The sequence below is a fragment of the Sphingobacterium sp. B16(2022) genome (assembly GCF_012030425.1).
GTDB classification, from domain to species: Bacteria; Bacteroidota; Bacteroidia; order Sphingobacteriales; family Sphingobacteriaceae; genus Sphingobacterium; species Sphingobacterium anhuiense.
In genome coordinates this window covers 709,367-723,277 of record NZ_JAAUVN010000001.1, presented here as the reverse complement: position 1 = coordinate 723,277, position 13,911 = coordinate 709,367, and the positions used below count along the sequence as shown (strand labels likewise).

Below are 13,911 nucleotides of genomic sequence, written 5' to 3'. Positions count from 1 at the left end.
ATGAACAAAACAGTACCTAAATTTAAAAAAGAATCCAGATTGGCACTGCTTCTGGTTTGTCTCAGCACAGTGCATGTGCAGAGTTTTGCCTATTCACAAACTGAAAAAATTGATGTATCCATAAAGTCTGGCAAACTGGAAGACGTGTTTCAGACAATAAATGAAAACAGTAAATACAAAATGTTCTTCAGCAAGGCTATACTTCCCAATTCAACAGTAAATATTATAGCTGACAAAATCAGTATCAAGGACGTGCTCTCAAAATCTCTTTCAGGAAGTAATCTGACCTGGGAACTGCTGGATAATAATATAATAGCCATAAAAGAAAAGAAACAAAGTCAGCTACATTTGGCCGGACAAGTACTTAATGAAAATGGCTCTCCGTTAGCAGGTGTGTCCGTGATAATAAAAGATTGGCAAAAAGAGGCATACCGGAATATACAGACAAGTACAGCTACTGATGTGAATGGACAGTGGGGATTGAGGATACCCAATGAAGATATCACCATCATATTTTCTTTCATGGGTTACCAGAAGGTGGAGGTCTCAGCCAAACAGCTTCTTGCAAACACTACTCCTATCCGGTTGAAGCCTGAAGAAGGCAGTTTAGAAGAAGTTGTCGTGATCGGATATGGAACAACAACACGTCGATTAAATACGGGATCCGTAGCTTCGATAACAGCTAAAGATATTGCATCTCAACCTGTAAGTAATCCCCTGGCTGCATTAGCCGGTAGAATGTCAGGTGTACTGATTGCCCAAAATAACGGTGTACCAGGAAGTGCGGTACAGATACAGATCAGAAACCAGGCTTCATTAAGCGGAACGACCTCAGGATCTATTCCTCTGTACGTTATTGATGGCGTACCTTTCACTAATTTTAACGGCGGTCAACCTGCAACCGACAATCTAAACTCTTTTGGTATTTCTGGATCTTCTGGCGGTCTAAGTCCATTTAGTATGATTAACCCTTCTGACATTGAACGTATAGATGTACTGAAGGATGCCGATGCCACAGCAATTTATGGTAGCCGTGGTGCCAATGGTGTCGTATTGATCACAACAAAAAAAGGATCATCGGGACGCACGCGCATCGGTGTTAATTTTAACACTGGATTTACGGAAGTTAATCGATTTATCCCGATGATGAATCTGGAAGAATACCTATCCTTGAGAAAGGAAGCTTTTGTTAATGATGGTACGGTACCAACTGCAACAAATGCTCCAGACCTTTTGTTGTGGGACCAGAATAAATCTACAGACTGGCAAAAAATGCTGATCGGCAATAAAGGTCATATTACCGATATACAAGCGAATATGTCCGGCGGAAATGAATCTACACGCTTTTTCTTTAATTCAGGATACAGACGCGAAAGCACGGTATTTTATGGAGACAGTAAAAATAGCAGGTTTACCTCTCGTCTCAACCTGGATCATACGTCTGCAGACAAGAAGTTTAATGCGGCACTATCTGTAAGTTATGCCAATGATAATTCGGATATGCCATCTTCGGATATTACTTCCATGTACAACCTGCCTCCCAACTACCCTATTTATGATGACAACGGCAGATTTTATTGGCTACCGTCATCAGCAGGGATCAACAATCCTATTGCTATGCTCAACAGAAAATACATAGGAACTACAAATAACCTTATTTCAAATGCAAACTTGAGTTATAAGATTATCCCTGGACTGACCGTTAAAACAAATTTCGGGTACACCATAACACAGCTCAACCAAAATAACCAGACACCGATTTCATCCTTAAATAATACCCTGACGAATCCATTGGGCTCATCTGCTTTTTCTAATACAAAAGCTGAGAACTGGATTATCGAACCCACATTGGATTACGTCAAAAATATTGGTCAAGGTAAATTAACAGCATTAATCGGTACGAGTTTCCAGCAGAATTCCTCCCGCTCACAGACAACTAATGGATCTAATTATAGCAATGATGCACTTTTAGGATCGCTCAGTGCAGCAGGAACTTTCACTGCAAGCAACAATCTTGTTTATTATAAATATAATGCTGTATTTGGAAAAGTGAATTACGACTGGAATGAGAAGTATTTATTTAATGGAACATTCAGAAGGGATGGTTCTTCACGTTTTGGCCCAAAAAACAGGTTTGGAAATTTCGGCGCGATAGGCCTTGGCTGGGTATTTGGAAAAGAAGATTTTGTGCAGGACAAACTTCCGTTTCTAAGTTTCGGGAAGTTAAGAGCAAGTTATGGTACAACCGGGAATGATCAGATATCAAACTATATGTATCTGCCACTCTATTCCTCTGCTACAGCCTATCTAAATAATCCTTCGATGAACATTGGAACACTTCCTAATGAATATATCAAATGGGAAACAACCAAAAAGATGGAATTTGCGCTGGATCTTGGTTTCTTAAGAGACCGCATCTTATTCACGGGTAACTATTTTAGAAACCGGTCAGGTGATCAGATTACCGATCTTATTCTAAGTACTCAAGTTGGGTATAACAGTTATAAGGCTAATCTTCCTGCACTTATTCAAAATACGGGTCTGGAATTGGAATTGAATACCACCAATATTGCTACAGAAAATTTCACATGGAAAACATCGGCCAACTTCACATTCTATAAAAATAAATTAGTGGAATTTCCAGGAATTGAAAATACATTCTATGCAAGCAGTTTTCTCGTTGGAGAGCCACTCAATCTGACCCGTCTTTATCATTATCAGGGGGTAGATGAAACAACTGGCAGAGCAACTTATGAAGACCGGAATGGTGATGGAGTTATCAATGGAGATGACCGTTATGTTGCTGACTTAGGAACACCATTTTATGGTGGATTTAATAATACGTTTTCATACAAAGGATTTGAGCTGGGCGTATTTTTCCAGTTTAACCATAGATTTGGAGTAACCAAAATTTTAAATACAAGACCTGGAGCAATGGTTAACCAGAATGAATACTGGCTTGGAAGATGGTCTCCAACAAATCCGAATACAGATATTCCTGGTGCGATCACACCGTCATCACCAACTTCTACACCTGCAGGAACTGCTTTAAATAATTCATACAATCTATACAGTAGCTCTGATGCTGTGTACGGGGATGCATCTTATATTAAATTGAGATCTATAAATCTTTCCTATAACCTGCCAAAAAAATGGACTTCAAGATTGAAAATGTCCAATTGTAGTGTATTTATGCAGGGCCAGAATCTGTTTACCTGGGCAAAAAACAAGTATGTACTGGATACGGAAACTACAGTTCAGGGCGGTCCATCTGGTTTAGGTACAGGAACTATCTCACAAGTGCTACCTCCATTGCGCACAATTGTCTTTGGATTTAACTGTCAATTTTAAAACGTACAACAATGAAATTAAACAATAAAACCATCATATCGCTTATACTGACCAATGGGGCACTTTTATTTAGTTCCTGCGAAAAATTTGTAGATCTTGGCGCTCCACCGACTCAGGTTATCACTGGAGATGCGTTTGCATCAGATGCATCAGCAAATAGTGTGATCCGTGGATTGTACAGCACAGTATTAAATATCAACTTGTCTGGTACGACCACGTTCTTTACTGGAATCGCGGCAGACGACCTTCAATATAATGCGACAGATGCTGGTATAACAGAGTTCGCAAGTAATAATATCTTAAATACAAATAATAATGTGGCTAACCTGTGGTATAATTGTTATCAATTGATCAAGAATACCAATAATGCCATCTCAGGTTTGGATGCTTCCAATTCCCTCACGCCAACTATAAAAGATCAGCTGATAGGTGAAGCTAAATTTTTTCGAGCTTATGCTTATTTCTATCTTGTGAATCTATATGGTGATGTCCCTTTACAATTGCGGAATGACCTCTATGCATTTGAAGATGCTTCTCTACCAAGGGCGGGTAAACAGCAAGTCTATGATCAGATCGTCAGTGACCTCAAAGATGCAGAGAGTAAAATGCAGACCAACTATGATGCAACTGCCAGTCCAAGAGGACGTGCAAATAAAGCTGCCGCCAGCGCCTTATTAGCCAGAGTATATTTGTATCAAAAAGACTATCAAAATGCCGAATTGTATGCGACCAAAGTATTGCAGTCTTCTGATTATGGTATGCCTGCTCCAGACAAAAACTTCCAAAACACCAGTAGCGAAGTTATCCTTCAACTGGGAAATCTGACTGGTGTCACAACTTTCGGAGCAAACTACATTACCGCAGCGACTGCTGTCCCTGGTTATACGCTTCCCGATGCAGTATACAACAGTTTCGAGTCATCGTCCACAACGGATTTAAGAAAAATGAACTGGACAAGTCTTAAAACCATTTCAGGTAAGAACTACTATGCCATCACTAAGTATAAAGTAGCTTCTGGAACAGGTGCAGAATATCATATCATACTACGTTTGGCTGAACAATATCTTATACGTGCTGAAGCCAGAAGCAGACTCAATAACCTACGCGGTGCACGCGCTGATATTGATGCTGTACGCAGTCGTGCCGGATTAACAGGTATCAATAACGGCAGCAACCAAACACAGTTATTGACCGCGATAGAAACTGAGCGTCTGCATGAATTTTTTGGAGAGTATGGTCATCGCTGGCTTGATCTTAAACGTACTGAACGTGCTAACGAGGTTCTTTCGCCTGTTAAATCAAATTGGCAACCTACAGATGTGCTTTTTCCAATTCCTCAGGCTCAAATTCTGATCAATACTAAGCTGACACAAAATCCTGGATACGAAAACTAAATTATTATCTAAACTGATTATTAAAAAATGAAAACAACAATCTTAACCATTGCCTTGACTTTTGCCCTAGCTAATGTAATGGCACAAAAGGCATCAGGAGACAAATTTCAAAAATATCTCCCTATAATAGAAAAAGGCAGCATAGCTCAAAAAGATTCGCTTACAAATGTACTTTTGACCGAAATTAAGAGCTATAAAACAGAGCAAGAGTTCCGTACAACAATCAATATCCTAAGGTCATTGGGAAAGGAACAGCAACAGGTTTCGGTAGAAGCTATTGCGAAAAAAAAATATCCTAAGGGATCACTGACCCGCGATGCTTTTATTACCAATGTTTTTTATAACGCATCTACTGTCCAGGAGAAAGAAAAAGCTTATAATGACCTGAACAAAAAGTGGCCGTCCAAAAACTTCAGCGAAGAGCTTTTGACCTATGATTATGTTTTAGCCAATTTAGCGCAGGGATTTGCAAATGATGGAAATGCCCCTAAAGCTATCCATTACCTTGGCGAAATGAAAGAAAAATTTTGGCGTGGCAATGGATATCTACCCGTAGGCCAGATTTTATTATCGGCAGGAGATACAGTCACCGCAGCACCGATCCTAAAAACTGCGATGGATGACAGTTATTATTACCTAAGCCTGCCTGAGGATCAAAAAGACAATAAAGCAAGATTTGCTTCCATGGGTTATGCCAGCTCTATGTCTGCTTATGTCAATATCTTAGTAGCTCAGAAAAAATATAACGATGCACTTGGTTACATAGAAAATGCACTGAAAGCAGCTCCTGAACAAGCTGACGGATTAGCAATGGTTTACTACAAGTCGTTGATGGGAACCGGACGAAAACTTGAGGCATACAATATTTTGACGAAATTATATGCTAAAGGACAATTTGCTGTTGAAAATGATCTTAAAAAACTCTATTTGGAATTGAACGGATCTGCTCAGGGTTACGAAAATTTTAATGCATCATTAAAAGAAACTTTAACACAGACCATACGTGACCATATTAAAGAGATGGCAACCTTCAAACCTGCTCCAAATTTTGAATTGCTCAATTTAAAAGGTGAAAAGGTATCGTTAGCCAGTTTAAAAGGAAAAGTTGTCGTTCTTGATTTCTGGGCTACTTGGTGTCAGCCTTGTGTGCGTTCATTTCCGGGGATGAAAGCTGCACAGGAATCATATGCAAATGATAAAGATGTTCAATTCTTGTTTATGAATACTTGGGAACGCGACAAAAATTATAAAGAAAATGTGTTGTCTTTTATAACAAAAAATAATTATCCTTTTGAAGTTCTTTATGATGATCAAAAAGATCCTCAAACTGGTGAGGTAATGGCTGCCAAATTTGGTGTGAAAGGTATTCCTGCTAAATTTATTATTGATAAGGAAGGAAATATTCGATATTTCTTAACAGGATCAACGCCGAATGTTGACTATATAAAATTAGAAATGAAGGAGTTGATCGAAGCTGCAAAGAAACCCTTTAAAGGTTAAAAAATACTAGATTTAAAATTAAAATAGTAGGGAAAATTACTACCCTACAATGGTGCGGTTGTGCTAGGTTAATATTAAAAAATTATTGCAAATTTTCACTTTATCACAAAAGCCAGCTTTTTTAATAGAAGCTGGCTTTTCTAATTTTAAACATATTATAAATTTATAATACTAAGTTGCGGATAAGTGAAGTTTTGAATGTAAATAAACCAAATTGATGCCACACCTATGCTAAAATCCAAAAAACGCTTCCTCCAATCTAATGAAGAAAGCGTTTCTGAGCTGGCTAAAATTAATTCCTATAGCCGTCTATTGCTGTAATTGACTATTTTTTATATTCTGAAATAATAATATTTTGATATTCTAAAGGAGCATTGCTTGTAATTTTTAAATGGGTCATAGGACTATCAGGGAAAAATATGTCTGTCATCACCGAAAGTCCGTTATCTGCAAAAAACTCGACAGAAGTCACATCAAAAAATACGTTCATGTCTACTTGAGACTCTTTTGAAAGACGAGGAGCTACATGCTTTTTAGGAAAATCGTGACTAAACAATATATTTCCAGATTCACTACGATTGATAAAATACTGATCTTTGGCCTTATTATACCCAACTGTTAGCTCATTTCCTTCTTTATTGAATAAAATAATCTTAAAATCCTGCACTTTCAGTTTACTGATGTCCAATCGGAATCCTGTAGGCAGATGATCACTTAACAGAATCTCGTTTACTTTTTTGGGAGCAATTGTTTTCGATATTTTAAAAGTATTTTCAATTTCTTTAGCGGGTTTACTTGCTACATAATACTGTTTATTTATGCTTGTCAATGATAATTCACGTGCGATCGTAGAAGCCGACCGCCATTTTAATGTGGGTACCTCATTCGCATACTGCCAATTGCTCATCCATCCGATAAATAAATGACGATCCTTCACATTATTCCAGGTTACACCCGCATAATTATCTGTTCCCCAATCCAACCACTTAATCTGGGTATCATCTGTTGTGAAATGCTTTCCATCAAAATCTCCAACAAAATACTGTGTCGCAGAACCACCATTTGGTCCTCCTGGATTTATACTGACCAATAATATCCATTTTGTTACCCCATTATCTGTCATTGGGAACAGATCTGGACATTCCCATACGCCACCATGAGCTCCGATTTCTTTTCCGAAACTACTTTCCATCTTCCATTCTTTCAGATTTTTAGAGGAATAAAATGTGATACAGTCCTTTGTTGCTAAAGTCATGATCCATGCCTGCGATTTTTCGTGCCACATCACCTTTGGATCCCTGAAATCCCAGATTCCAGGATTGGGCAATACAGGATTTCCCTTGTACTTTTCCCAAGTTTTACCTTGATCTAAACTATATGCCAAGCTCTGGTATTGATGTAAACCGGTTCTCTTGTCTTCTTCTTTGTGGTTGTGATGTGTAAAGATCGCGACCATAGCATCTTTGCCAAAACCAGCTGTATCATCTTTATCAATAACAGCGCTACCTGAAAATATGGTTCCTAGGCTATCCGGATACAGTGCTATTTTCTGTTCTTCCCAATGCACAAGATCTGTGCTGGTAGCATGTCCCCAATGCATGGGACCCCATTTCGGTTCATCTGGATTATGCTGATAGAATAGATGATAAGTACCATTGTTATATACCATTCCATTTGGATCGTTCATCCACCCTTCTTTTGGTGTAAAATGATATAATGGGCGATAATTTTCCACTTGTACCATTTGCTTATCTTGTTTCGTACTTCCAGTCTGTGCGTAGCTAAATAAAGGAAGTGCTAGTAATATAAATGCTAATTTCTTCATCATGATTTAAATTTTTCTGTAAGGTTTATCAAATACAAATTAATTGTTTTATTATTATTTCTCCGTTTAATTCCGCTAACTTTAATCGATTCATTAAAAAAGTTTCAAACTTTGATTTATAATATGTGCATTATAAAAGCGGCAGTGTACGTATTCTTTATCCTGGTTCGTCGCCCAAAACTACAGTCACCGTGTATGGAAATGTTTGCCCCATATAAGTAAGCGTATACTTTACGGCTGAACTGAAATCAACATATCCGCCCTGCCCCGGTGCTATACTTGCTCCATTAGTAAATTCTACTGAGGGATTGAGTTCTTTTACAGCTGTACCAACCGGTAGATATATGGTGATACTTTTATTTTCTTGATTAATAATACCCACTTTGTTACCTATTCGGAAAGCTGTTATTTCGGCTATAATCTCCTTAACTGTTACCTGGTAGGTATTAAAAAAGTTTCCATTATATACACGATAAACTAACGGTGTTGTTGAAGAAAAGGTGAAATTCTGAGCACTTCCAGAAGCTGGGGCGACAGTTGCATTTTCAGGTATTGCAATACTCGGCTTTACCGCAGAAAGATCCGTCCCTGCTGGTACAAGTACACTAATTGTGCCTTTCTCGTTATCGACAACGCCTGCTGTATTTCCCACTTTAAAAGAAAGGATATTGACATCCGAACTCAAATCGAGCGATGTAGCTGAGTCCTCCTTACAAGATGTAAACAATCCGATAAAGAGCAGGAAAATTCCTAAGCCTATAATATTATTTAATGTTTTCATTGATTTATAATTGTTTTACAAGTGATATCAATGCATTCGAGCATTGATTGATTCATGTCTCTATTTATTTAGCAGAAAACTATCCTGAACATATTCTTTATACAGTTACAAAGGATACATTCAGGATCTTTTCATTAACTAATTTTTTTCCACTTCATTTCACCATCACAAAATGAACAAGTGTTAATATCCTGCATTCTGCTTATACAAGTATTTACTCAATCTGATCTGTGCTTCCGGAATAGGCAGATACTCATACTTATCGGCAGTAAAATGGGAAGAAGCATAATATGATCTACGTGATTTTTCGACATCGTAATAAGCGTTCATAGACTCACCTGCGATCCCCCAGCGCACGAGATCAAAAAAACGTCCGTTCTCCATGGCCAATTCTAATCGGCGCTCCCAACGTAAGGCTTTCCGTGCATTTTCTTCGTTCCAAATGATATTTTCTCCATTTTTATACGTTTCAATGAGCATCTTATCTGTTGCATAGCCCGTCAGTGTCACACTGTTTTTTGCACGTATGCGTACCTGGTTGATCAATGGTAGTGCTTCTTGGGAACGGTGAAGTTCAATAAGTGCTTCGGCACGCATTAACAATACATCTGCAAAACGAATGACGATACGATTTTTTGTATTCGCATAAAAGGGTACCATCGGAACAAAACAATCACAGTCTGGATCAACATTTTCTTTCAAAGAGGCATACATAGCGTATTCCGACGGATTACGGGTCCAGCTTTCTTCATACACATGTTTCGCACTGTATTTATATGGTAAATTTGGAATTGCAACAGTATGAAAAAGCCGAGGATCGTATTTCTCCGCAACATTAAATGTATTAAGCGTATTATAGTTATCCAAAGGCAATCCTTTTCCCGTAGTACGGAAGGCATTCACCAAACTTTGACTAGGTTTATTGAAATCACAGCACCCCAATCCCATCGGCACAGAAAGGACATCAGATAAGTTCACTCGACCAAATTTCGTTCCGTCATCTTTGGAAAATTGAATCGAAAAAAGTGCTTCGGTACCGTTTTCATATTGACCCGGCAGGAAATTAAATCCGAAATCTGTTTCTAATGTACGATTTGAGGATAAGACAATATCTGTACTCTGTACTACTTTTTCAAGATCTGTCTGATTTATACTGGTGACTGCATGTCGCTCTTGATTGTCCTGACGGTAAGCTTTATACAAATATGTTTTTGCTAAGTACGCGGCAGCAGCAATACGGCTGGCACGACCAACCTCTGTCTGAACAACTGGCAAATGATCTGCTGCATATTGAAAATCATCTGCGATCTTCTGCCATAATGCATCATTGGTTAACGCTCGGTTATCAATCGTTTCATAGCTGTCTATCGGCACTTGCTCATCAATATACGGTACATATTTGAAAAGGATCTTGAGCATAAAATAAAAGTGTCCACGGAGAAATCTTGCTTCTGCCATTTTTTCGTCTTTATTCGCAAAATCACCCATTTCCTGAATCGTCCGGATCGTGGTATTAGCACGGGAAATCGATACATATAGTTGAAACCAGAGCCGGTTTACTTCATCAAAAGTCGGTGTAATATTGTTTGCCGTTTCCAGAAAATGAAAGACCTGTATATCTTGAGGCCCTGAACCTCCTTTATAGGCATCGTCAGATCGTACCGTTCCATATGGCCATAAACTAAATGGAACATCATAGTGATCGTTTCCCAAAGCTGCATAAGTGGCTGTAAGTAATCTTTCAGGCTCCTTCACCTGATCGGAACTCAATACGCCTTTTGGTGTTTCGTCCAAGAACTTATTACATCCGGACAAAAGTCCTGCGGCCAATACCGTTATTATTATTTTATTAAATGTTGTTTTCATGAGAATAATTTGTTTTTAATCACACACTCATTAATTAGAAACCAATGTTAAGTCCTGCTGTCCATGTGGTCGGTATGGGATATCCCCATCCGACGTTTTCAGGATCAACACCCGTAAAATTCTTTGATTTTACAGTAAATAGATTCTGACCGGTAACATATATGCGTAAACGGCTCATGCGTAACCGCGAGGCGACATCTGTTGGTAATGTATAGCCCAGAGATAAATTACGAAGTTTCATATACGATCCATTTTCTATAAAATAATTGGATAGACGTCCCTCATCGTTATTGTTTACTGTCTGCAGTGCTGGAATAGTAGAATTAGCATTCTGTGGCGTCCAGGCATTGAGTAAGCGGGTACCTTTATTGGAGTTTACATCATCAACACTCCAAAAATCGGTCTGCTTCTTTAACCAATTTTCAACATCAATACCTTGTACTCCCTGAAAGTAAGCCGATAGATCAAACCTTTTGTATTTCAATGCAATATTTAGACTGTATGAAAAATCGGGGTGCGGACTACCGATCCAGGTACGGTCCAGATCTGTAATCTGACTATCGCCATCATAGACATTTACATACCTTAGGCGTCCAATACCTTTACCTGCCTGATTGACATGCGCATCGACCTGATCTTGATTCTGAAAGATTCCATCAGTCACATAACCATAGAATGAGCCTAATGGTCGACCTATGATATTATCACCCTGACGGCCACCATATGAATTTTCAACTGCTTCTGGTAAATGGGTAATTTTATTTTTATATGCTGAAAAAACTCCTGTTATATCATAGTCTAAACCAAAAGCAGTTTTATTACGATATCCTGCAGAAATGTCCACACCTTTATTTTCCATCGAAGCTCCATTCGCCCAACGGTAGCCACCTTCTCCTACTACACCGATATAGGCAGGATTGATCAACATGTCTTTTGTTGCTTTGACATACCAGTCGATCGATCCATATAGACTCTGATTAAAGAATGAAAAATCTAACCCAATGTTGGTCTGTGTGGTTGTTTCCCACTTCAGATCATTATTTTCGGTTTGAATTTTACGGTATCCTGATGGCAATATTCCCGATCCTGTTCCCGAAAGATCGTATGCGGTCCCGTCTATAATATTCCAGGTTGGATCGCCAATACCATACTCTGGCACAAACAGTGCATAAGTAGCTAGATCTCCAATTCCTTGATTTCCGGTCTGCCCCCAGCCTACACGAAGTTTTAAATCTGATATATAACCTTTTGTTCCTTCCATAAAGCGCTCTCCTGAAATCCGCCATCCTGCGGTCACGGCTGGAAATGTTGCAAAACGGTTATTTTTTCCGAATCTTGATGAACCGTCATGTCGCACAGTAAAGGAAGCAAGGTAACGGTCATCGTATGCATAATTCGCCTTTCCGAAGTAAGAAAGAAGCGAAAAGCCTGTTGAACCGCCACCTACTGCTGCTGTTCCAGTACTTACACCTGGCCACATGTATTCAGGTGTTTCAATGGCAAAAGCACCATTACCTGCAGTATATGCATTGAAGCTGATATCATTTTGACGATTCATTTCCATACCAGCTAATAAATCAATTGCATGCTTCTCGATAACTTTCCTATAGGTTGCCGTATTGGATAAGGTCCATTTCATACCGTGCTTCTGTTCCATATTCACACCGCTCCGATCGCTGTTCATGAAGCCCGAACGATAAGAAAACTCCATATTCCGTTTGTAAAAATTACTATAATCAATACCATAACTGGTACGGACATGTAAGTCTTTTATGATCTGTAGATCGGCATAGACATTGCCAAATAGACGCCAAAAATTATATTTATTATTTCGATTATCATACAGTAAACGCATTGGATTATGACGGTCGTTCATACCTAATGACGGACCACCCCATCCTGCTCCGTCTACGGTATGTACCGGTATAATCGGCAAGGCTTTTAAAGATAGATCGAGGACATCCCCCGGTACTTGAACTTCACCCGTATTGTTGACCGTGAAATTTTCTCCGATAACCAACTTACCGTCGAAGAGTTTGTAGTCAGTATTCATACGTGCTGATATCCGTTGGAAACTTGTATGTTTAATTGTACCGTTATTGTGCAGATATCCTAAAGAAAAAAACGAACTCGATTTTTCTGTCGCTGAACTAAGTGTCGCATTATAAGATTGGAGCAAACCTGGTTTGGAAACTTCATTGAACCAATCTGTATCAGCAGCATACATGGTATGCTCCCGGTCAATATATTTAGAAACGTACACATGATTTAACTGTGGATCACCATTGGCATTATTGTTCCAATCAAATTGATATCCAATATTATTACCATTAGGATTTCCGCCACTGTTCATGGTTGCCTGCCATAAAGCTTGACCATATTCCAGGGAATTGAGCACCTTCATACGGTTATTAAAATAGGTGTTGGTTAGAAATGCGTCGAATGTAAGCTTTGGGGCTCCAATTTTGCCTTTCTTTGTCGTAATTACAATGACACCATTGGCAGCACGAGAACCATAGATACTTGCCGATGAAGCATCTTTCAATACCTGAATACTTTGAATGTCATTGGAATTCAGTTCGTGCATACCACCCTGTGATGGCATCCCATCGATAATATATAATGGGTCCTGACTACTGTTGATTGAGCTGATTCCTCGCATACGCACTGTAGCAGCACCGCTTGGATTACCATCAGATGTCACGGTCATTCCTGCCACCCGGCCCTGAAGTGCTTTGATGGGATTATTTTCAGGGGCTTTCATCATTTCTGTAACATTGACCACACTGACTGCACCTGTGAGATCTCGTTTCCGCTCTGTCTGGTACCCCGTCACCACAACTTCATCAAGCCCTTGTTCTGTGCTGACTAGACGGATCTCCACAAACTTCTTTTCCCCGATTGCGATAGTTTGTGTTGTATAGCCTACATTCGATATTTCAAGTGTAGGATTGCTACTGGATACCTGGATCGTAAATTCTCCTTTTTCATCTGTCTTGGTTGCCTGCCCCGTACCTCTGGCAATCAAAGATGCACCTTCTAATGGTGCTGCCGTTCCACTATCTGTGACTCTTCCTTTAATGGTTGCCTGCTGTGCATAACTGGCTACAGAAAAAAGAATCAAAGACAGAAACAGCATGATTTTCTCTCTCGTAAACATAATTTGGTTATTTTATAAATGGATAATTATTTAG

Annotated in this window: 7 protein-coding genes; 3 read left to right on the top strand and 4 right to left on the bottom strand. The window is 39.1% G+C overall.

Features of this window, described 5'->3' with window-relative positions:
- Genes HCX49_RS03230 through HCX49_RS03220 form a run of 3 tightly spaced genes read left to right on the top strand, consistent with a single transcriptional unit; the run spans position 1 to position 6,245 of the window.
- Positions 1 to 3,351 carry a SusC/RagA family TonB-linked outer membrane protein gene (locus tag HCX49_RS03230; RefSeq protein WP_168126108.1) on the top strand — a complete coding sequence of 1,117 codons (3,351 nt, stop codon included), beginning with the start codon at positions 1 to 3 and terminating at the stop codon, positions 3,349 to 3,351.
- 11 nt (positions 3,352 to 3,362) lie between these two features.
- The gene (locus tag HCX49_RS03225) at positions 3,363 to 4,745 is read left to right on the top strand and encodes a RagB/SusD family nutrient uptake outer membrane protein (protein WP_168126107.1); all 1,383 of its coding nucleotides are present in this window, start codon (positions 3,363 to 3,365) and stop codon (positions 4,743 to 4,745) included.
- Positions 4,746 to 4,772: 27 nt separating this feature from the next.
- Complete coding sequence (locus tag HCX49_RS03220) at positions 4,773 to 6,245, top strand: TlpA disulfide reductase family protein (RefSeq protein WP_168126106.1); 1,473 nt, start codon at positions 4,773 to 4,775, stop codon at positions 6,243 to 6,245.
- Positions 6,246 to 6,570: 325 nt separating this feature from the next.
- Here the strand turns inward: HCX49_RS03220 and HCX49_RS03215 are convergent, their stop codons facing one another.
- The 4 genes from HCX49_RS03215 to HCX49_RS03200 all read right to left on the bottom strand — a co-directional run bounded on the left by HCX49_RS03215 (position 6,571) and on the right by HCX49_RS03200 (position 13,877).
- Positions 6,571 to 8,073 carry a glycoside hydrolase family 32 protein gene (locus HCX49_RS03215; protein ID WP_206368192.1) on the bottom strand — a complete coding sequence of 501 codons (1,503 nt, stop codon included), beginning with the start codon at positions 8,071 to 8,073 and terminating at the stop codon, positions 6,571 to 6,573.
- Positions 8,074 to 8,227: 154 nt separating this feature from the next.
- Positions 8,228 to 8,851: a hypothetical protein gene (locus HCX49_RS03210; protein ID WP_168126105.1), complete on the bottom strand. Its 624-nt coding sequence runs from the start codon at positions 8,849 to 8,851 to the stop codon at positions 8,228 to 8,230.
- A 183-nt stretch (positions 8,852 to 9,034) separates the two neighbouring features.
- Positions 9,035 to 10,717 (bottom strand): RagB/SusD family nutrient uptake outer membrane protein, encoded by a 1,683-nt coding sequence (locus HCX49_RS03205; RefSeq protein WP_168126104.1) that lies wholly within the window; start codon positions 10,715 to 10,717, stop codon positions 9,035 to 9,037.
- A gap of 34 nt (positions 10,718 to 10,751) precedes the next feature.
- Positions 10,752 to 13,877, bottom strand: coding sequence for a SusC/RagA family TonB-linked outer membrane protein (locus HCX49_RS03200; protein WP_168126103.1), 3,126 nt, complete (start codon positions 13,875 to 13,877; stop codon positions 10,752 to 10,754).
- Between the last annotated feature and the right edge of the window lie 34 nt (positions 13,878 to 13,911).

Bases quoted from the DNA above. Each gene is read 5' to 3' on its own strand.
- HCX49_RS03230 (WP_168126108.1), top strand. From the start codon at position 1: ATGAACAAAACAGTACCTAAATTTAAAAAAGAATCCAGATTGGCACTG.
- HCX49_RS03225 (WP_168126107.1), top strand. From the start codon at position 3,363: ATGAAATTAAACAATAAAACCATCATATCGCTTATACTGACCAATGGG.
- HCX49_RS03220 (WP_168126106.1), top strand. From the start codon at position 4,773: ATGAAAACAACAATCTTAACCATTGCCTTGACTTTTGCCCTAGCTAAT.
- HCX49_RS03215 (WP_206368192.1), bottom strand. From the start codon at position 8,073: ATGATGAAGAAATTAGCATTTATATTACTAGCACTTCCTTTATTTAGC.
- HCX49_RS03210 (WP_168126105.1), bottom strand. From the start codon at position 8,851: ATGAAAACATTAAATAATATTATAGGCTTAGGAATTTTCCTGCTCTTT.
- HCX49_RS03205 (WP_168126104.1), bottom strand. From the start codon at position 10,717: ATGAAAACAACATTTAATAAAATAATAATAACGGTATTGGCCGCAGGA.
- HCX49_RS03200 (WP_168126103.1), bottom strand. From the start codon at position 13,877: ATGTTTACGAGAGAGAAAATCATGCTGTTTCTGTCTTTGATTCTTTTT.